A 19,224-nucleotide genomic window follows, 5' to 3' on the forward strand; every position below is an offset into this window, starting at 1 on the left:
AGACATGAGGGCCGACGATCTCCAGCCTGGTCACGTACATGCCAACATGTGATCGAGGAGCGTCCCCCATGCGCAGCACCCGTACCACTGCCGCCGCAGTAGCCGTAGCCGCAGCCGTACTGGCCCTGGTTCCCGCCACCGCCTCCCAGGCGGCCCCCGCCAAGCCGGTCACCGCCGTCACCGCCTCCGCACCCGGCGGCAACGCGGCGATCCTGGGCATCGACTACGCCACCTGGCAGCGCGACGTCTCCGCCGTCATCGACGCGGCCCGCCCCGGGATCGAGCAGCGCATCGCCGCCTCGCCGGCCGGTGAGAAGCCGGCGATCGTCCTCGACATCGACAACTCGTCGCTGGAGACGGACTTCCACTGGTTCTGGACCTTCCCGACCCCCGCGATCGCCCAGGTCCGCGAGCTGACCCGGTACGCGAACGACCGCGGGGTCGCGATCTTCTTCGTCACCGCCCGCCCGGGGATCGTGTACTCCCTCACCGAGCGCAACCTCAAGGCGGTCGGCTACCCCGTCTCGGGCCTCTACGTGCGCGATCTGCCCGCTCTGTTCGGCGAGGTCAGCGCCTACAAGACGGCCAAGCGGGCGGAGATCGAGGCGCGCGGCTACACGATCATCGCCAACATCGGCAACAACCAGAGCGACCTGGTCGGCGGCCACGCCGAGCGCACCGTCAAGCTGCCGGACTACGGCGGCAAGCTCTCCTAGCCGAAGGCGGGCGGGGCGCCCTGGTCCAGCCCGGCGGCGATCGCGTTGACGGCGGCCCAGCCGAAGGCCATGGCGGGGCCGATCGTCGCGCCCGGTCCGGGGTAGGTCTCCCCCATCACCGCCGCCGAGCAGTTGCCGGAGGCGTAGAGGCCCGGGATCGGGGTGGAGTCCTCGCGCAGGACCCGGCCGTCGCCGTCCGTGACGAGGCCGCCCTTGGTGCCGATGTCCCCCGGGTGCACGGGGACCGCGTAGAAGGGGCCCTTCTCGATCGGCGCCAGGTTCGGGTTGGGCAGCGTCGGGTCGCCGTAGTAGCGGTCGTAGACGCTCTCGCCCCGCCCGTGGTCCTTGTCGGTGCCCACCTCGGCGAAGGAGTTGAAGCGGGCGATCGCGGCGGGCAGGCCGGGGGCGGAGATCTGCCGGGCCAGCTCCTCCACGGTGTCGGCCTTCTTCAGGAAGCCGCTCTCCAGCCACTTCTTGGGGAAGGGCTGCCCGGGGAAGAGGCCGGCGAAGATGTACCGGGCCTTGGAGCGGGCGTCCAGGATCAGCCAGGACGGCACGGTCCTGGCGTCGGGCCGGTCCGCTGCGTACATCCGGTCCACGAACGCGTGGTACGGCAGGGCCTCGTTGGCGTAGCGCTCCCCCGCCTCGTTGACGATGACCATGCCGGGGATGCCCCGGTCGGCGACGAGGAAGAAGGGCTTCTCCCCCGGCGGGCACACCGACGGCGCGCCCCAGACCTTGTCCAGCAGATCGGTGGCGGCCCCCAGTTCCTCGCCGAGCCTCAGGGCGTCGCCGGTCTGGCCCTCCGCGGCATGCGTCCAGGCCGTGGACGTGGGCGCGGGCAGGTGCTTCTCGCGCAGCGCCTGGTCGTGCGAGAACCCGCCCGAGGCCAGCACCACCCCGCCCCGCGCCGCTACGGTCACTTCGCGCCCGGCGCGCAGGACCCGTACGCCCGTCACCCGGCCGGCCGGGTCCGTGACCAGGCCGGTCAGGGGCGCCGACAGCCACAGTTCGCCGCCGAGCGCCTCCAGGGAGAGCCGCATGCGGGCGATGAGCGCCTCGCCGAGGGAGAGCAGCTTGCGGCCGGTGGCCAGCGCCTTGACCGCGCGCAGGCCGACCTTGAGGGAGGTCTTCTTTCCCGCCCAGGTCCGGCTGACCATGTTCAGGAAGCGGAAGTCGTACGAGGTCATGGTCAGCCCGTACGTGGGCAGTCCGGCCCGGCGCATGGAGGCGCCGAGGTCGCCGAGCCGTTTGAAGTCGACGATGCACGGTTCGATGGAGCGGCCCTGCGCCATGCCGCCCTGGGCCTCGGGGAAGTAGTCCGAGTAGCCGGGGGTGTACATGAAGCGGATCTCGGTGCGGTCGTGGAACTCCTTGACCATGCGCGGCCCGTGGGTGAGGTACGCGTCCTTGCGCGCGGCCGGGACGCGGTCGCCGACGGTGGCGTCGAGGTAGGCGCGGGCCTTCTCCCGGGTGTCGGCGAGACCGGCGCGGTCGAGGTGGACATTGCCGGGGACCCAGATCGCGCCGCCGGACAGGGCGGTGGAACCCCCGTAGCTGTCGGTCTTCTCCAGGACGAGGACGCTCAGGCCCCGCAGTCGGGCGGTGACGGCTGCGGCGAACCCGGCGGCGCCGGAGCCGACGACCACCACGTCGTAGGCGTACTCGGTGAGGTGCTCGGTGGCGTGCTCGGCGGTCATCCGAAGGCTCCCGTGGCGTAGTCGCTGCGGTAGTAGAGGAGGGGTGATCCGCCGTCGCGGGCGCTCAGTTCGAGGACCCGGGCGGTGACGAGGTAGTGGTCGCCCGCCTCGTGGACCTCTTCGAGGGCGCAGTCGACGGTGGCGAGGGCGCCGCTGACGCGGACGGCTCCGTGGGGGGAGAGTTCCCAGTCCACGTCGGCGAACTTGTCCTCGCCGCGGCGGCCGAGGGCCTCGCACACGGAGCGCTGCTCCTCGGCGAGGATGCTGACGCCGAAGCGGCCGGCGGCCCGGACCTTGGGCCAGCTGGAGGAGCCCTTGCCCACGCAGAGCAGGACCAGCGGCGGGTCGAGGGAGAGGGAGGCGAAGGACTGGCAGGCCAGCCCGGCCGGGCTGCCGTCGTCGGCGACGGCCGCGACGACGGTGATGCCGGAGGCGAAGGCGCCGAGGACCTCGCGGAAGACGGCGGGATCCACCGGGGCCGCCGGGCCGACCACGGCCACCGGGTCGGCCGCTTCGCCCGCGGCGGCGGGGCCGGTCAGCCGTTCCACTGGTGGCCCCAGAAGCTGTCCGCGGTGATCTCCTTCGCGGTCCAGGTGGCGGGGTCGACGAGCAGGCCGTCCCAGCCGTACTCGACCTGGAAGCCGCCGGGGGCCTGGGCGTAGAAGGAGACCATGTGGTCGTTAGAGTGCCGGCCGAGGGTGGAGGCGATGGGGATGCCCGCCGCGTTCATGCGGTCGAGGCAGTAGCCGACGTCGTCGAGGGTCTCCAGCTCGACCATGAAGTGCACGATGCCGGGCGGCAGCGCGCCGGGGTAGAGCCCGAGGCTGTGGTGGCGGCGGTTGGGGCTGAGGAAGTGCATCCAGTAGAAGTCCCGGCCTGGCCGGCCGGTGGGCACGGCGACCGGGGGCAGCCGCATCGAGTCGCGCAGTTGGAAGCCGAGGAGGTTCTCGTAGAAGTCGAGGGTGGCCTCGGTGTCGGCGGCGGGCAGGACGACGTGGCCGAGGCCGAGGCCGCCTTCGCGGCCGCCGGTGACGAACCGGTTGCCGTACCGGGCTGCGAGCGGCGTGTGGTCCTGGGCCTGGCCCCAGTAGATCTCCAGGGGGTTGCCGCTGGGGTCCTCGCAGTGGATGAGGCCCTGGACGCGGCGGTCGGCGAGGGTCTCGGCGTCGCCCTGCTTGACGGGGTGGCCGGCGCTCTCCAGCTCCGCGGCGGCGTCTTCGAGGGCGCGGGCGTTCGCGACTTCGAAGCCGGCGGCGAGCAGCCGGTCCTGGGCGCCGGCGACGAACTGGAACCGGTGCGCGCGGTCGTCGATGCGGACGTTGAGCAGGGCGTCCGTGGTGCCTGCGGCTTCGGCCATGCCGAGGATGTCGAGGACGTAGGTGCGCCAGGCGGCGAGGTCGGCGGTCTCGATGCGGAGGTAGCCGAGTGCGCGGATGTCCATGGGGGAACTCCTCGGTGGGTTCAGTGGAGGAAGAAGTCGGTGGCGAGGCGGTTGAACTCGTCGGCTGCCTCGGTCTGCGCCCAGTGCCCGCAGTGCGGGAAGACGTGCAGACGGGCGTCGGGGATGGTCTTCAGCGCGAGGAAGGCGCCGTCGACCGGGTTGACGCGGTCCTCGCGGCCCCAGGTCAGCAGGACGGGGCGACTGATGCGGTGCGCTTCGCGCCAGAGCATGGCGGCCTCGGGCCACTTGGCGAAGGAGGCGCCCATGCGGGCGTTTCCGAGCCTGGCTTCGGGGTCGGTGGCCTGGGCGTAGCGCTCTTCGACGAGGGCGTCGGTGACGATCGCCGGGTCGTGGGCGAGGGTGGCGAGGAAGGTCCGCATCTGCTCGCGGGTGGGCTCGGGGGCGAGGCTGAACTCGAAGAGCCGCTTGATGCCTTCGGTGGGGTCGGCGGAGAAGAGGTTGAGCGAGATTCCGCCGGGGCCCATGAGCAGGAGCTTGTCGACGCGTCCGGGGTGGTCCAGGACGAGCCGGGTGGCGGTGCCTCCGCCGAGGGAGTTGCCGATGAAGTGCGCCCGCTCGATGCCGAGTTCGTCCATGAGGGCGATGACGGCGTTCGCGCTGAAGCCGAAGTAGTCGCGGTCGGGTTCCGGCTTGTCGGAGCGGCCGTAGCAGGGCTGGTCGACGAGCAGGGTGCGGAACCGTGCGGCGAAGTGGGGCAGGTTGCCGCCGAAGTTGGACCAGCCGGAGGCGCCGGGCCCGCCGCCGTGCAGCATGATCACGACGGGCGCGTCCTGTGGACCGGCCTCGTGGTAGTGCAGGGTCATCCCGCCGGCCTTGGCGGTGCGGGAGGTGTTCTCGTACGTGAATCCCTGCGCGCTCACAGCATGGTGTCCTGGATGTCGAGGCCGAGGGCGCCCTGTCCGAACAGGACCAGGGCCCGCTCCGGGTCGTTGGCGGCGTGGCCGCGGCCGGTGTGGACGTCGCGCCAGGCGCGCTGGACGGGGTTGGGGCCGGTGCGCATGGCGCTGCCGCCCGCGTTCTCCATGAGGAGGTCGACGGCGGCGACGCAGCGCTCGGTGGCGAGCACCTGGTCGCGGCGGGCCCGGGTGCGCAGCGGTGTGGGGAGTTCCTCGCCGCGTTGGGCGAGGGCGTAGAGCTCCGAGACGTTGCGCTGGAGCTGGAGCCAGGAGGCGTCGATGTCGCTGGCGGCGCGGGCGATGCGGACCTGGGCGAAGGGGTCCTCGGCGACCTGCTGGCCGTAGGAGATGCGGAAGCGTTCGCGGGTCGCGGCGACGTAGTCCTCGTAGGCGCCTTCGGCGATGCCGACGATGGGGGTGGAGATGGTGGTGGTGAAGACGGAGGCGTAGGGGAGCCGGTAGAGCGGCTCGGGGTTGAGGCGGTGGCCGGGGACCTGGAGGGCGGTGACGGGGCCGAAGCTGAGGGCGCGGTGTTCGGGGACGAACACCTCCTCGACGACGATGTCGTTGGAGCCGGATCCGCGCAGGCCGACGGTGTCCCAGACCTCGTCGATGCGGTACTGGGACCGCGGGATCAGGAAGGTCCGCATGTCGACGGGGCGGCCTTCGGCGTCGGTGACCAGTCCGCCGAGCAGGGCCCAGTCGGTGTGGTCGCAGCCGGAGGAGAAGTGCCAGCGGCCGCTGAGGGTGAAGCCGCCGTCGACGGGGGTGACCTTGCCGGTGGGGGCGTAGGAGGAGCAGATCCGCGTGTCGCGGTCCTGGCCCCAGACCTCTTCCTGGGCGCGGGGGTCGTAGAGGGCGACGTGCCAGGGGTGGACGCCGACGACGGAGGCGACCCAGCCGGTGGAGCCGCAGGCCTTGGCTATCTCCTTGACGGCGGCGTAGAAGAGGGCGGGGTCGGCGGCGTACCCGCCGTGGGCCTTGGGCTGGAGCAGCCGGAAGAAGCCGGTGGCGGCGAGTTCCTTGATGCTCGCCTCGGGGACTTTGCGCAGGCTTTCGGCCTCGGCGCTGCGCTCGCGGAGGGCGGGGGCGAGGGCGCGGACCGCTGCGAGGACCTCTTCGTCACTCATGGTGTCCCCTTCTCAGATCAAGGATCTTCGGGTGTTCGGGATCGATGGCGAGGAACGTACGCCGGGTGCTCCGGGCGCGGAACGAGCTGTTCCCGCTGAGCGGGAAGCCCCTCGAAACGACTACTTGAAGTATTACTGAATGAAATAGAAGCCTCCGGGTGCTTCCCTCCGGCCGGGGGTGCGTGGCAGGGTCGCCCCAACGCCTCACGCAGGGGGTTTTGTCGTGCTTGACCAGTTCATGGAGCAGGTCGCGGAGACCGAGCTCGCACCGCTTTCGCTGCTGGAGAAGGCCGCGAAAGTGCTGGGTGCCTTCGAAGGTCCACAGCCGCGGCTGTCGCTCACCGAGGTCGTGCGCCGCTCCGGAATCCCACGTTCTTCCGCCCACCGGATCCTCGACCAGCTGGTGCAGTTGCGCTGGCTGGACCGCGAGGGCCGGGACTACCGCATGGGCATGCGGATGCTGGAGCTGGGCGCGCTCGCCTCCCACCACAACCGGCTGCGCCGGGCCGCGCTGCCGCTGCTGCACGCGCTGCACGAGCAGACGGGCCGGGTCGTGCACCTGTCGGTGCTCGACGGGGCCGAGGTGGTGTGCCTGGAGCGGATCGGCGGCTCGGAGGCCACCACGGTGCCCTCGCGGGTCGGCGGCAGGATGCCGGCGTACTGCACGGCCGCCGGGAAGGCGATCCTCGCGTTCAGTGATCCCGCCGCGGTGGAGCACGTCCTCGCGCAGGGGCTGCGCCCGCGCACCGCGCGCACCCTGATCCGGCCGCTGGCGCTGCGTTCGGAGCTGGCGGCGGTCCGCGAGCGCGGGGTGGCGTACGACCGGGAGGAGAGCTTCCGGGGCATCTCCTGCGTGGCCGCTCCGCTGCGGGGCGCCGGGCGGGCCGTGGCCGCCGTGTCGGTGTCCTCCTGCCGGGGCGACCGGGAGACGGCCCGCCTGGCGCCGGCGGTACTGGCCTGCGCGCGGTCGGTGTGGCGGGAGCTGTACGGGCCGGGCCGGCCGGGGCGGGCGGCGGCCGCGCCGGCGCGGGACCTGGAGCCGGCGGTCTCGGCGCAGGCGATGGACAACATGATGGGGTGGCTGCGGTTCAGCGAGTGGATGTAGTGGGTAGTGGTATCCCAATGCACGAGTGAACGACTACGGGCCCGACCCCTCGCCAGGGGGCCGGGCCCGCGGTCGTCCGTGCCGTTCAGCCGTCGTAGCTGATGCGGATGCGGCCGCCGAGCGGCAGGGCCTGGCAGGCCAGGACGTAGCCCTCGGCCAGGTCCTCGGGGGCCAGGACCTCGTTGCGGACCATCTTGACCTCGCCCTCCAGCACCCGGCAGCAGCAGGCGCTGCACGCGCCTTCCCGGCAGGAGTACGGGGCGGGGACGCCCGCGGCGAAGAGGGCGTCGAGCAGCGGGGTCCCGGCGGGCCAGTCCACGGTGTGCACGCTCCCCTCGAACTCCACCTCAGCGGTGGCCCCGCCCGCCGCGGCCGGGTCGGCGGCGGGAGCCGGACCGGCGAAGACGTCGCCGCTCAGCGAGAAGTACCGCTCCCGGTGGATCGACCGGCCCTGTCCGCCCGAGGCCCGCACCGCGGTCTCCGCCGCGTCCATCAGCGGAGCGGGTCCGCACAGGTAGGTCTCGCGGTGCGCGTACGGGGCCACGAGCGGGCCGAGCTGCGGGGCGGTCGGCAGTCCCTGGAGGGTTTCCAGCCAGTGCACGACGGTGAGCCGCCCGGGGTGTTCCTCGGCGAGCCCCCACAGTTCGTCGCGGAAGATCACCGAGCCGGGGTCGCGGTTGGCGTACACCAGCGCGACGTGGCCCCGGCCGGCCGCGAGCGCCGACTTCGCGATCGACAGCACCGGGGTGATCCCGCTGCCCCCCGCCACCAGCAGCAGGTCCCGGTCCAGGTCGGGCGGGGTGAAGGTGCCGGCGGGGGGCAGGATCTCCAGCTCGTCGCCGATGCGCACGTCCTGGCACAGCCAGCCGGAGCCGACGCCGCCGGGGACCCGTTTGACGGTGATGCGCAGCGGGTCCCCCGTGTGCGGGGAGCCGGCCAGGGAGTAGCAGCGGGCCTCGCCGCCCGGCACCCGGAGGGTGAGGAACTGTCCCGGGCGGTACGGGAGTTCCGCGTCGAGCACGAGGGAGACCGCCTCGGGGGTCTCCTGGATGCGGTCCGTGACGCGGACCGGCAGCCTGCCGCCGGCTCCGCCCGGGGCGGCAGCCGGGGCCGGGCTCCGTACCCCCGCGGCGCGGGACTTCGTAGGGCTTTCGGTGTCAGACATCGGCCGGCACCTCCAGGCGGCCCGCCAGGACGGCGGCCTCGATGCCCGCGCGCAGGGCCTCGCAGGAGCGGACCCGGGCGCTGGGCCGGCCCGCCGCGACCTCGGCCGCGATGCGCGGGCAGACCGCTCCGGCCTCCTCGGTCCACTGGACCTGGGTGTGGGCGGGGCTGAACTTCTCGCACAGCACCTGGGTGCCGCACTCCCCGCAGGCGACGGGGGTCATCACGGGGTCCCGGCCGCGCGGCGGGCGAGGTTCTCGGCGACCTCGGCCTTCCAGGCGGCGGTGGCGCGGGCGGTGTCGATCTCGAACTCGAAGCGGCGGACCATCTCGTCCTTGACGTCGGCGGCGTCCACGTAGAACTGCTCGTACCAGCGGCGGAGCTGGTAGACGGGGCCGTCCTCCTCGGTGAGGAGGGGGTTGTCGATGCGGGTCTTGTTCTTCCAGATCTCGACGTCCTGCTCGAAGCCGACGGCGAGGCCCTCGGAGGTGAGGCGGGCGGCGTCGGCGGCCTGTTCGTCGCTCATTCCGGGGAGCTTCTTGACGATGGTCCCGTACATGAGCATGAAGCTGTTCTCGTCGATCGGGTAATGGCAGTTGATGAGGACCGATTCGAGTTCGACGCCGCCGCCGACGTCGCTCCACAGCTTGTCGATCATGTACGAGGGGCCGTAGTACGAAGCGTCCGAGCGCAGGCCGCCGCCGGTGGAGAGGGTGCCGAGGTCCACGTCGCCGCGCGGGGTGGACTCCATGTACTGGGTGGCGACGTGACCGTCGAAGACGTTCTTGAAGTAGTGCGGGAAGGCGTAGTGCACGTAGTAGAAGTGCGCCATGTCGACGACGTTGTCGACGATCTCGCGGCAGTTGGAGTTCTCGACGCGCAGGAAGTTCCAGCTCCAGTCGCTCCACTCGGGGTCGCCGACGCCCTCGATGACGGGGATCGTGACCTCGGGCGGCGGCGGGTTGCCCTCCGGGTCGTGCCAGACGTAGAGCTGGCCGTTGCGTTCCAGGGAGGTCCAGGCGCGGGTCCTGGCGCGCGGCGGGACCCGCCGGGCGTAGGGGATGGCGGCGCAGCGGCCGTCCCCGGACCAGCGCCAGTCGTGGAAGGGGCAGGCGACGGTGTCGCCCTTGACGGTGCCGTGGGCGAGGTTGCCGCCCATGTGGGGGCAGTAGGCGTTCAGGACGCTCAGCTCGCCGGAGTCGGCCCCCTGGAAGACGACGAGCTTGGTCCCGAAGGCCTCGATCTCGTGCGGGGTTCCGTCCCGGAACGCGGCGGCGAGTCCCAGGCAGTGCCAGCCGCGGGCGAAGCGGGTCGGCGCGGGGGCGGCTTCGATGACACGGGGTGCTTCGTCGGCTGCGGTCGTTTCGGCCATGGGATGGCCCTCCACTTCGTTGTGGGTGTGCTGCACGGGGATGGGGGGGTTGACTAGCGCGCTTCGGCGGCGAGTTCGACCGCGATGTCGATGAGCTGGTCCTCCTGGCCGCCGACGAGGCGGCGTTCGCCGGCGCGCAGGAGGATCTGCGCGCCGGAGACCCCGTAGCGCTCGGCCTGCCGGTAGGCGTGCTTGAGGAAGCTGGAGTAGACGCCGGCGTGGCCCATGAGCAGGGCCATGCGGTCGAGGGTGCACTCGTCTTCCATGACGGGGCGGACCACGTCCTCGGCCGCGTCGATGATCTTCAGGACGTCGATGCCGGTGCGGATGCCCATCTTCCGGCAGACGGCGGCGAAGGCCTCCACGGGCGTGTTCCCGGCTCCCGCGCCGAGGCGCCGGGTGGAGCCGTCGATCTGGAGCGCGCCGGCGCGGACGGCGGCGACCGAATTGCCCACGCCCAGGCCGAGGTTCTCGTGGCCGTGGAAGCCGACCTGGGCGTCGTCGCCGAGTTCGGCGACGAGCGCCGCGACCCGGTCGGTGACCGCGTCCATGACCATGGCGCCGGCCGAGTCGACCACGTACACGCACTGACAGCCGGCGTCGGCCATGATCCGGGCCTGCCGGGCCAGGTTCTCGGGGGTGGTGGAGTGGGCCATCATCAGGAAGCCGACGGTCTCCAGGCCCATCTCGCGGGCGAGCCCGAAGTGCTGGACGGAGATGTCGGCCTCGGTGCAGTGGGTGGCGATCCGGCAGATCCGGCCGCCGTTGCCGTGGGCGGCGCGGATGTCGTCCTTCACGCCGAGGCCCGGAAGCATCAGGAAGGCGATCTTCGCGTGGCGCGCCGTCTCGGCGGCGATCTTGATGAGCTCCTGCTCGGGGGTCTTCGAGAAGCCGTAGTTGAAGGAGGACCCGCCGAGTCCGTCCCCGTGCGTGACCTCGATGACGGGGACCCCCGCGCCGTCGAGGGCGGAGACGATCGACCGTACGTCCTCGCCCGTGAACTGGTGCCGCTTGGCGTGCGAGCCGTCGCGCAGGGAGGAGTCGGTGATCCGGATGTCGAGGGTGTCGGAGTACGTGGTCACGGTGGTCACTTCTGCAGTCCCTTCGCGAACTCCTCGCCGACCTTGGTGGCGGCGGCGGTCATGATGTCGAGGTTTCCGGCGTAGGGCGGCAGGTAGTCGCCGGCGCCCTCCACCTCCAGGAAGATCGCGACCCGGGCCATGCCGCCGTTGAGCGGGGAGGGGTCGTCGAACTGCGGCTCGGTGCGCAGCCGGTAGCCGGGTACGTACGAGGCCACGTCCTCGGCGACCTGTTTGACGGAGGCGGTGATGGCCTCGCGGTCGGCGTCGGCCGGGATCGCGCAGAAGACGGTGTCGCGCATGATGACCGGTGGATCGGCGGGGTTGAGGATGATGATGGCCTTGCCGCGGGCGGCGCCGCCGATCTCCTCGATGCCCCGGGAGGTGGTACGGGTGAACTCGTCGATGTTGGCGCGGGTGCCCGGGCCGGCCGAGACGGAGGCCACCGAGGCGACGATCTCCGCGTAGGCGACGGGGACCACGCGGGAGACGGCGTACACCATGGGGATGGTGGCCTGGCCGCCGCAGGTGATCATGTTGACGTTGGCCCGGTCGAGGTGGGCGGTCAGGTTCGCGGGCGGGACGACCGCGGGACCGACGGCGGCGGGGGTCAGGTCGACGGCCTTGATGCCGAGTTCGGCGTAGCGCGGGGCGTTGGAGCGGTGCACGTAGGCGGAGGTGGCCTCGAAGACCAGGTCGGGCAGCTCGTCCTGGGCCAGCAGCCAGTCCACGCCCGCGTGGGAGGCTTCGAGTCCGGCGCGGCGGGCGCGGGCCAGGCCCTCGCTGGCGGGGTCCACGCCGATCATCCAGCGGGGTTCTATGTGCGGGGAGCGCAGGAGCTTGTAGAGCAGGTCGGTCCCGATGTTCCCGGAGCCGACGATGGCGGCGGTCGCTTTCGCGGTCGGCGGCTTCGCCTCCGCGGTCGTCTTCGTACGGATGGTGATCACCTCAGGAGAAGGAGAGGGAGACCGGGCCGAGCCCGGTGAAATCGGCGGTGTACGTCCGCCCGGCGGCCACGTCCACGGCGCGGGTGCAGGACCCGGGCAGGATGAGGTGGCCCTTGCGGAGCTGGACCCCGAAGCGGGCGACGGTACGGGCCAGCCAGGCGACGGAGGCGGCCGGATCGCCGAGCACGGCGTCGCTGCGGCCGCTCGCCAGGGTCTCGGATCCGCTGGTCAGGGTGGCGTCGACGGCCTTCAGGTCCAGCTCGCGCGGGTCGCGGCCCTCGCCGATGACGTATCCGGCGGAGGAGGCGTTGTCGGCGATGGTGTCGGCGATGGTGATCCGCCAGTCGGCGATCCGGCTGTCGATGAGCTCCAGGGCCGGGACGACCCGCTCGGTGGCGGCCAGGACGTCGGCGACGGTGCAGCCCTCGCCGGGGAGGTCGGCGCCGAGCACGAAGCCGACCTCGACCTCGACGCGCGGCGCGCAGTACGCGGCCGCGGGCACCGGGGTGTCCTCATGCAGCTCCATGGAGAGCAGCAGGTGCCCGTAGTCGGGTTCGTCGACGCCCATCATGGCCTGCATGACGGGGGACGACAGCCCGACCTTGTGCCCGGTGACGCGGTCGCCGGCCGCGAGGCGGTGGCGGATGGTGAGGAGCTGGATCTCGTAGGCGTCCTCGGTGTCGATGCCCTCGTACAGCTCCGTCAGCGGCGGTACGGGCGCCCGGCGCAGCTCCGCCCCGCGCAGCCGTGCGGCGGCCTCCCGCCGGAGGGGGTCGTTCAGCATGGGGCCTCCCGGCTGAGGTGGGTGTCTGGTGCGGCAGACGGTAGGACGGGGCCGGGGGTGGGCGGGAGGTCCCGTTCCCGCTGAGCGGGAAGGGGTTCGGTACGGGATCGGTTCGCGGGTCAAAGGGGATGCCGAGCGTGGCGCGCAGGGCCGGCGGGAGACCGGCGCGGAGATCGACGTGTGGCGGGGGAACGCGGCGACCCCGTGGACGGGTCAAGGGGCTGAGGCAGTGCCGCACGGATCCGGCGGAGAGCGCCGCTTCCGGCGTGTTCCGGGACCGTGAGGTGCCCGCGGCCGGGGACATCACGTGGAATCCCGCGCTCTCGGCTCCCCGGCGGCGCTGGTTCCGCTTCTGACCCCGCGGCCGCGGGCGGCCGGTCCGCCGCTACCGCGACCCGTACACCGGCTGCGGCGGCTCCGACTCGGACAGCAGCTTCGCCGTCGCCTCGCCCGCCTCCGACGGGGTCCACCGCGACCCGCTGTCCACGGTGGGGCCCGGCCGCCAGCCCTCCATGACGGTGATGCGGCCGCCCTCCGCCTCGAAGACGCGGCCGGTGACCCCGGCCGAGGCGTCGGAGCCGAGCCAGACGACCAGCGGGGACACGTTCTCGGGGGCCATCGCGTCGAAGGCGCCGGCTTCCGGGGCGGCCATGGTGTCCGCGAAGGTCTGCTCCGTCATCCGGGTCCGGGCCGCGGGGGCGATCGCGTTGACCTGGACCCCGTAGCGGCCCATCTCCGCGGCCGACACCAGGGTCAGCCCCAGGATCCCGGCCTTGGCCGCGCTGTAGTTGCCCTGGCCCACGGACCCGAGGAGCCCCGCCCCCGAGGAGGTGTTCACGACCCGCGCGGCCACCTGGCGGCCTTCCTTCGCCTCGGCCCGCCAGTACGCCGCCGCGTGCTTCAGCGGCAGGAAGTGCCCCTTCAGGTGGACCCGCATCACGGCATCCCAGTCGTCCTCGTCCAGGTTCACGAGCATCCGGTCGCGCAGGAACCCGGCGTTGTTGACCAGGGTGTCCAGTCGACCGAAGGCCGAGACGGCCGTCTCGATCAGTGACGCCGCGCCTTCCGCCGTGGCGATGTCGCCGCCGTGCGCCACCGCTTCCCCGCCCTTCGCCCGGATCTCGGCGACGACGAGCGCCGCCGGGCTCTCCGGCCCGGGGAGCCCGTCCAGGCCGACGCCGAGGTCGTTGACCACGACCCGCGCCCCCTCCTCGGCGAAGGCCAGCGCGTGGGCGCGGCCCAGCCCCCGTCCGGCGCCCGTCACGATGACCACACGGCCTTCGGCAAGTCCCATGTCAGCTCTCCTTGTTCGCAGTTGCCGCATCCAGAAAGGCCGGCCGTTCGCCGCCCCCGTGCACGAGCAGGCTCGCCCCGCTCACGTACCCCGCCCGGTCGGAGGCCAGGAAGACGGCCGCTTCGCCCACGTCCGAGGGTTCCGCCAGTCGTCCCAGCGGTACGGTCGCGCCGACGGCCGCGATCCCGCTCTCGTCGCCGTAGTGCAGGTGCGACAGCTCGGTCCGCACCATGCCCAGGACCAGCGAGTTGACCCGTACCTCGGGGGCCCATTCCACGGCCATGGAGCGGGCCAGGTTCTCCAGGCCCGCCTTCGCCGCCCCGTAGGCCGCGGTGCCCGGCGAGGGCCGGGTCCCGCTGACGCTGCCGATCATGACGATCGAGCCCCGGCTCTCCCGGAGCCAGGGGTACGCGGCGACCGAGGCGGTCATCGGGGCGATCAGGTTGAGCTCGACGACCCGCGCGTGGCGCTCGGCCTCGCCCTCCCCCAGCAGCCGGTACGGGGTTCCGCCGGCGTTGTTGACCAGGCAGTCGAGCCGCCCGTGGCGCCGGGCGACGGCGCCGAAGAAGTCCTGTACGGCGGCCTGATTGCGCAGGTCGACGGCGGTGAACGACGCCGAGCGGCCCTCCACCGCCACCGGTTCCTCCGGCGGCCGGCGCGCGCAGACGAGGACCTCGGCCCCCGCCGCGAGGAACGACCGCGCGATCCCGGCGCCGACGCCCCGGGTTCCGCCGGTGACGACGACAACCCTCCCGTTGAGCTCCATCGGCTGCTACCTTCCTCACCTAACAAATGTTTGGTGGAAAGGTAGCTGATCCGCTCATGGGTGTCTCCACCTCAAGCCCCGACAAGGGCATCGCACTCGTCACAGTCGACTTCCCACCCGTCAACGCACTGCCCGTGCAGGGCTGGTACGACCTGGCCGACGCCCTGCGCGCGGCCGGCCGCGACCCCGAGGTCCGCTGCGTGGTCCTGGCCGCCGAGGGCCGCGGCTTCAACGCCGGCGTCGACATCAAGGAAATGCAGCGCGACACCGGCCACGCCTCGCTCATCGGCGCCAACCGGGGCTGCTACGAGGCCTTCGCCGCCGTCTACGAGTGCGAGGTCCCCGTCGTGGCGGCCGTGAACGGCTTCTGCCTCGGCGGCGGGATCGGCCTGGTCGGCAACGCCGACGCCATCGTCGCCTCCGAGGACGCGACCTTCGGACTGCCGGAACTGGACCGGGGCGCCCTCGGGGCCGCCACCCACCTGGCCCGGCTCGTCCCGCAGCACATGATGCGGACCCTGTACTACACCTCGCGCACCGCCACCGCGGCCGAACTGCACGCGCACGGCTCGGTGTGGAAGGTGGTCCCGCCGGGCGAACTGCGGGCGGCCGCCCTGGAACTGGCCGCCGAGATCGCGAAGAAGGACGGGTACCTCATCCGGCTCGCCAAGGCGGCCATCAACGGCATCGACCCCGTGGACGTGCGCCGCAGCTACCGCTTCGAGCAGGGCTTCACCTTCGAGGCCAACCTCAGCGGCGTGGCCGACCGGGTCCGCGACACCTTCGGCAGCGGCGGACCCACCGGAACCAGCGGATCCAGCGGAACTAAGGCGGAATCGGTATGACCGACAAGACCATGACCCCCGACGAGGCGGTCGGCCGGCTGCGCAGCGGGATGACCATCGGCATCGGCGGCTGGGGCTCGCGGCGCAAGCCCATGGCCCTGGTGCGGGCACTGCTCCGCTCCGAGATCACCGATCTCACCGTGATCTCGTACGGCGGCCCCGACGTCGGCCTCCTCGCCGCCGCGGGCCGGATCCGCAAGCTGGTCACCCCCTTCGTCACCCTCGACTCCATCCCGCTGGAGCCGCACTACCGGGCCGCCCGCGAGAGCGGTGCCTTCGCCCTCACCGAGCTCGACGAGGCCATGTTCATGTGGGGCCTGCACGCGGCCGTCAACCGGATGCCCTTCTTCCCGGTCCGCTCCGGCCTCGGCTCCGACGTCATGCGCGTCAACCCCGAGCTGCGCACCGTCACCTCCCCGTACGCCGACGGGGAGGAGTTCGTGGCGGTCCCCGCCCTGCGCATGGACGCCGCGCTGGTCCACCTCAACCGCGCCGACCGGCTCGGCAACGCCCAGTACCTGGGCCCGGACCCGTACTTCGACGACCTCTTCTGCGAGGCCGCCGACGCCGCCTACGTCTCCTGCGAGCAGATCGTGGAGACCGCGGAGCTCTCCAAGTCCGGGCCGCCGCAGTCCCTGCTCGTCAGCCGGCATTCGGTGACCGGGGTCGTGGAGACCCCGAACGGTGCGCACTTCACCTCCTGCGCCCCCGACTACGGCCGCGACGAGGCCTTCCAGAAGCTGTACGCGACCACCCCCTGGCCCGAGTTCGCCGAGCGCTTCCTCTCCGGCGGCAGCGAGCACGCCTACCAGTCGGCCGTCCAGGCCTGGCACGAGGAGCAGAAGTGAGCACGACTCCCACCACGGCCACTGCCGTCAGCCGCGCCGAGTACTGCGTGATCGCCTGCGCCGAAGCCTGGCGGGACAACGGCGAGGTTCTGGCCAGCCCGATGGGCCTGGTGCCCTCCTTCGGGGCCCGGCTGGCGAAGCGGACGTTCTCCCCCGACCTGCTGCTGACCGACGGCGAAGCCATGCTGGTCGGGCTCGACGGCTCGGCCGAGGGCTGGCTCCCGTACCGCCGTCACCTGACGATGGTCACCGGGGGCCGCCGGCACGTGATGATGGGCGCCAGCCAGATCGACCGGTTCGGCAACCAGAACATCTCCTGCATCGGCGACTGGGAACGCCCGGCCCGCCAGCTCCTCGGAGTGCGCGGCGCCCCGGTGAACACCCTGAACAATCCGGTGAGCTACTGGATCCCCAAGCACTCCACCCGGGTGTTCGTCGAGCGCGTCGACATGGTGAGCGGCGTGGGCTACGACCGCGCGGAGGCGGCCGGGGTGACCCGGTTCCACCGGCTCCCCCGCGTGGTCAGCGATCTCGGCGTCTTCGACTTCACCGGCCCCGGCCACGCCATGCGCCTGGCCTCCGTGCACCCGGGCGTCACCGTGGAGCAGGTCCGGGCGGCCACCGGTTTCGAGCTGGCGATCGCCGACGACGTCCCGTACACCCGCGAGCCGACGCCGGAGGAGCTGCGGCTGATCCGCGAGGTCATCGACCCCAAGGGCCTGCGCGACCGGGAAGTGCGGGTCTGACCGATGGAGACGGCATTCACCAAGCTGGTCGGGGTCGAGCATCCGATCGTGCAGACGGGCATGGGCTGGGTGGCCGGTCCGCGCCTGGTGTCGGGGGCGGCCAATGCGGGCGCGCTCGGCATCCTGGCCTCGGCGACCATGACGATGGAGCAGCTGCGGGCGGCGGTCCACGAGGTCAAGTCCCGTACGGACGCCCCGTTCGGGGTCAATCTGCGCGCGGACGCCGGGGACGCGGACGAGCGGGCGCAGCTGATCATCGACGAGGGCGTCCGGGTGGCCTCCTTCGCGCTCGCCCCGTCCAAGGAGCTGATCGCGCGGCTCAAGGACGCGGGCGTGGTCGTGATCCCCTCGATCGGGGCCCGCCGGCACGCCGAGAAGGTCGCGGCGTGGGGCGCGGACGCGGTGATCGTGCAGGGCGGCGAGGGCGGCGGCCACACCGGTGACGTGGCCACGACCGTGCTGCTGCCGCAGGTGGTCGACGCGGTGGACATCCCGGTGATCGCGGCGGGCGGCTTCAGCGACGGCCGCGGTCTGGTGGCGGCGCTCGGCTACGGGGCCGCGGGCATCGCGATGGGCACCCGGTTCCTGCTGACCTCCGACTCGACGGTCCCGGACGCGGTGAAGGCCGAGTACCTGAAGGCCACCGTGAAGGACGTCACCGTCACCACGGCCGTGGACGGGCTCCCGCACCGGATGCTGCGCAGCGAGCTGGTCGCTTCCCTGGAGCGGGCCGGGCGGGCGAAGGCGCTGGCCAAGGCGGTGCGGCACGCGGCCGGCTTCAAGAAGCTCTCGGGTCTGTCCTGGGCGGAGATGGTCCGGGACGGCCTCGCGATGAAACACGGCAAGGACCTGTCCTGGAGCCAGGTGCTGCTCGCCGCGAACACTCCCATGCTCCTCAAGGCGTCCATGGTCGAGGGCCGTACGGACCTCGGTGTCATGGCATCGGGCCAGGTCGCGGGCGTGATCGAGGATCTGCCGTCCTGTGCGGAGCTCGTCACCCGCGTCATGGCCGAGGCCCACGCCGTGCTGGAACGGCTGCAGGGCCTCGCTCCCCCACAGCATCTCCCCCTCCCCCCTCACCCGCTCGGCACCCTGCCACCACCAGGGTGATTCCCCTTCTCCGTTACAGGAGTTGCCCCAGATGAGCCGTGCCCGAATCCGCCTGGCGACCGCGGTGCTCGCTTCCGCCCTCGCCATCGGGACCCTGCCCGCCGCCGCGCACGCCGCGCCGGCCGACCGTGCCGCCGCCTCGCGCCACCCCTGGCACCCGCAGCCGACGGAAGCGATCCGCCAGATCCCCCTCCAGGGCGCGGTCAACGTCCGCGACCTCGGTGGCTACCGCACCTGGACGGGAGGCCACGTTCGTCAGGGACTGGTCTACCGCTCCGATGCACTGGGCAAGCTGACCCCCTCGGACATCACCACCGTGGGCGGTCTGGGCCTCAAGAAGGTCCTCGATTTCCGCATCCCCATGGAGGTCCAGTACGACGGCGCCGACAAGCTGCCCGCCGGTCTGGCCTCCACCGCCCGCCCGGTCAACGACAACGGCCTGTACGGGCTGCTGATGTCCGCGATAGGCAGCGGTGATCCCGTGAAGCAGGAGCAGATGCTCGGCGGCGGGCGCGCCGAGGCGTACATGCGCGACGTCTACCGCGCGTTCGTGACCAATCCCGAGAACCGGGCGCAGTTCGCGACCACCCTCCGCGAAATCGCCGACGGGAACCAGGGCCCGCTGCTGTACCACTGCACCTCGGGCAAGGACCGGACGGGCTGGATGAGCTACGTCCTGCTGAACGCCCTGGCCGTCCCAAAGGCCACGGCCGAGCGCGACTACCTGGCCTCGAACACCTTCCGCGCGGCGTACGACGCCCAGGTGCGGGCGGGCATCAAGGCATCCGGCCGGATGCAGAACCCCGATCTGCTGATCCCGCTCCAGGAGGTCCGCCAGGACTACCTGGACGCGGCGACCGCGCAGATGGAGGCCGACTACGGCAGCCTCTACGGCTACCTCACCGACGGCCTCGGCCTGGACCTGCGGACCCTGGCGAAGCTCCAGGTGAAGATGGTCCGCTAGGCACCGGACCGGTCGGACCCGGACCCGTCGGACCCGGAAAGCACCACGGCGCCTGAAACACCACTGCGCCGGGCGGCGTGTGCCGCCCGGCGCAGTGGTTCCCGCATGTCCGAACCGATCAGGCGGAGCGGCGACGCCCCTGGCCGGCGCCGCCCACGCGGCTGCGGGCCGAAGCTGCGGCCGCACCACCGGAGGGGGCGCCCCCGGTACGACGGCCGCGCTCGCCGGAGCCGCCCGTGGAGCCGCCCTGACCGCCCTGGCCGCGGCGGGCCTGGCCGGAGCCGGAGGCCGGAGCC

The 19,224-nt window shown here is 72.3% G+C and carries 20 protein-coding genes; 7 read left to right on the forward strand and 13 right to left on the reverse strand.

The annotated features are described in order from the left end of the window. The first annotated feature begins 68 nt into the window (after window positions 1–68). Entirely contained in the window at window positions 69–716 is a 648-nt protein-coding gene (locus ACFRU2_RS34070; protein WP_382979731.1) for an HAD family acid phosphatase, read from the forward strand. Here ACFRU2_RS34070 and ACFRU2_RS34075 read toward each other — a convergent pair. From ACFRU2_RS34075 to hsaA, 5 genes are read right to left on the reverse strand one after another with little or no spacing between them, the layout of a single operon-like run. Next, a complete protein-coding gene (locus ACFRU2_RS34075) occupies window positions 713–2,416 on the reverse strand; it encodes an FAD-dependent oxidoreductase (protein ID WP_382979734.1) in 1,704 nt (567 codons plus the stop codon). The two genes, ACFRU2_RS34070 and ACFRU2_RS34075, sit on opposite strands and share 4 nt — an antisense overlap. After that, window positions 2,413–2,964 carry a flavin reductase family protein gene (locus ACFRU2_RS34080; protein WP_382979736.1) on the reverse strand — a complete coding sequence of 184 codons (552 nt, stop codon included), beginning with the start codon at window positions 2,962–2,964 and terminating at the stop codon, window positions 2,413–2,415. Before ACFRU2_RS34080 ends, ACFRU2_RS34075 begins: the two co-directional genes overlap by 4 nt. Beyond that, window positions 2,952–3,857: a VOC family protein gene (locus ACFRU2_RS34085; RefSeq protein ID WP_382979738.1), complete on the reverse strand. Its 906-nt coding sequence runs from the start codon at window positions 3,855–3,857 to the stop codon at window positions 2,952–2,954. The genes ACFRU2_RS34080 and ACFRU2_RS34085 overlap by 13 nt, the downstream gene beginning before the upstream one ends. A gap of 20 nt (window positions 3,858–3,877) precedes the next feature. After that, on the reverse strand, window positions 3,878–4,738 hold the full coding sequence (gene hsaD / locus ACFRU2_RS34090; RefSeq protein ID WP_382979740.1) for a 4,5:9,10-diseco-3-hydroxy-5,9,17-trioxoandrosta-1(10),2-diene-4-oate hydrolase: 861 nt from the start codon (window positions 4,736–4,738) through the stop codon (window positions 3,878–3,880). After that, entirely contained in the window at window positions 4,735–5,904 is a 1,170-nt protein-coding gene (gene hsaA / locus ACFRU2_RS34095) for a 3-hydroxy-9,10-secoandrosta-1,3,5(10)-triene-9,17-dione monooxygenase oxygenase subunit (protein ID WP_382979742.1), read from the reverse strand. Before hsaA ends, hsaD begins: the two co-directional genes overlap by 4 nt. Window positions 5,905–6,127: 223 nt before the next feature. On the opposite strand from hsaA, the gene ACFRU2_RS34100 reads away from it, so the two are divergent. Further along, window positions 6,128–7,009, forward strand: a complete 882-nt coding sequence (locus ACFRU2_RS34100; protein ID WP_351375604.1) for an IclR family transcriptional regulator — start codon at window positions 6,128–6,130, stop codon at window positions 7,007–7,009. Between the two features lie 85 nt (window positions 7,010–7,094). On the opposite strand, the gene ACFRU2_RS34105 is transcribed toward ACFRU2_RS34100, so the two are convergent. The 8 genes from ACFRU2_RS34105 to ACFRU2_RS34140 all read right to left on the reverse strand — a co-directional run bounded on the left by ACFRU2_RS34105 (window position 7,095) and on the right by ACFRU2_RS34140 (window position 14,415). Further along, a complete protein-coding gene (locus tag ACFRU2_RS34105) occupies window positions 7,095–8,174 on the reverse strand; it encodes a 2Fe-2S iron-sulfur cluster-binding protein (protein ID WP_382979743.1) in 1,080 nt (359 codons plus the stop codon). Next, window positions 8,167–8,397, reverse strand: a complete 231-nt coding sequence (locus tag ACFRU2_RS34110; RefSeq protein WP_382979746.1) for a hypothetical protein — start codon at window positions 8,395–8,397, stop codon at window positions 8,167–8,169. Before ACFRU2_RS34110 ends, ACFRU2_RS34105 begins: the two co-directional genes overlap by 8 nt. Continuing rightward, window positions 8,397–9,545, reverse strand: coding sequence for a Rieske 2Fe-2S domain-containing protein (locus tag ACFRU2_RS34115; protein ID WP_382979748.1), 1,149 nt, complete (start codon window positions 9,543–9,545; stop codon window positions 8,397–8,399). Before ACFRU2_RS34115 ends, ACFRU2_RS34110 begins: the two co-directional genes overlap by 1 nt. A 53-nt stretch (window positions 9,546–9,598) precedes the next feature. Further along, complete coding sequence (gene dmpG, locus ACFRU2_RS34120) at window positions 9,599–10,627, reverse strand: 4-hydroxy-2-oxovalerate aldolase (RefSeq protein ID WP_382979790.1); 1,029 nt, start codon at window positions 10,625–10,627, stop codon at window positions 9,599–9,601. A gap of 5 nt (window positions 10,628–10,632) precedes the next feature. Beyond that, a complete protein-coding gene (locus ACFRU2_RS34125; RefSeq protein WP_382979750.1) occupies window positions 10,633–11,571 on the reverse strand; it encodes an acetaldehyde dehydrogenase (acetylating) in 939 nt (312 codons plus the stop codon). 1 nt (window position 11,572) lies between these two features. Next, a complete protein-coding gene (locus ACFRU2_RS34130; RefSeq protein ID WP_382979752.1) occupies window positions 11,573–12,355 on the reverse strand; it encodes a 2-keto-4-pentenoate hydratase in 783 nt (260 codons plus the stop codon). Window positions 12,356–12,740: 385 nt separating this feature from the next. Next, a complete protein-coding gene (locus ACFRU2_RS34135; RefSeq protein WP_382979754.1) occupies window positions 12,741–13,649 on the reverse strand; it encodes an SDR family oxidoreductase in 909 nt (302 codons plus the stop codon). 1 nt (window position 13,650) lies between these two features. Continuing rightward, window positions 13,651–14,415 (reverse strand): SDR family oxidoreductase, encoded by a 765-nt coding sequence (locus ACFRU2_RS34140; protein WP_382979757.1) that lies wholly within the window; start codon window positions 14,413–14,415, stop codon window positions 13,651–13,653. A gap of 56 nt (window positions 14,416–14,471) precedes the next feature. Between ACFRU2_RS34140 and ACFRU2_RS34145 the strand changes: the two genes are divergently transcribed. From ACFRU2_RS34145 to ACFRU2_RS34165, 5 genes are read left to right on the forward strand one after another with little or no spacing between them, the layout of a single operon-like run. Beyond that, window positions 14,472–15,260: an enoyl-CoA hydratase family protein gene (locus ACFRU2_RS34145; RefSeq protein WP_382979758.1), complete on the forward strand. Its 789-nt coding sequence runs from the start codon at window positions 14,472–14,474 to the stop codon at window positions 15,258–15,260. Next, window positions 15,257–16,108: a CoA transferase subunit A gene (locus tag ACFRU2_RS34150; protein WP_382979760.1), complete on the forward strand. Its 852-nt coding sequence runs from the start codon at window positions 15,257–15,259 to the stop codon at window positions 16,106–16,108. Before ACFRU2_RS34145 ends, ACFRU2_RS34150 begins: the two co-directional genes overlap by 4 nt. Next, complete coding sequence (locus tag ACFRU2_RS34155) at window positions 16,105–16,854, forward strand: CoA-transferase subunit beta (RefSeq protein ID WP_382979762.1); 750 nt, start codon at window positions 16,105–16,107, stop codon at window positions 16,852–16,854. The genes ACFRU2_RS34150 and ACFRU2_RS34155 overlap by 4 nt, the downstream gene beginning before the upstream one ends. A 3-nt stretch (window positions 16,855–16,857) precedes the next feature. After that, window positions 16,858–17,964: an NAD(P)H-dependent flavin oxidoreductase gene (locus ACFRU2_RS34160; protein ID WP_382979765.1), complete on the forward strand. Its 1,107-nt coding sequence runs from the start codon at window positions 16,858–16,860 to the stop codon at window positions 17,962–17,964. Window positions 17,965–17,995: 31 nt separating this feature from the next. Further along, window positions 17,996–18,928, forward strand: a complete 933-nt coding sequence (locus ACFRU2_RS34165) for a tyrosine-protein phosphatase (protein ID WP_382979767.1) — start codon at window positions 17,996–17,998, stop codon at window positions 18,926–18,928. Window positions 18,929–19,224 lie beyond the last annotated feature (296 nt).

Origin of the sequence: Streptomyces sp. NPDC056883 (assembly GCF_042788835.1) — a bacterium.
Classification (GTDB): Bacteria; Actinomycetota; Actinomycetes; order Streptomycetales; family Streptomycetaceae; genus Streptomyces; species Streptomyces stoeckheimensis.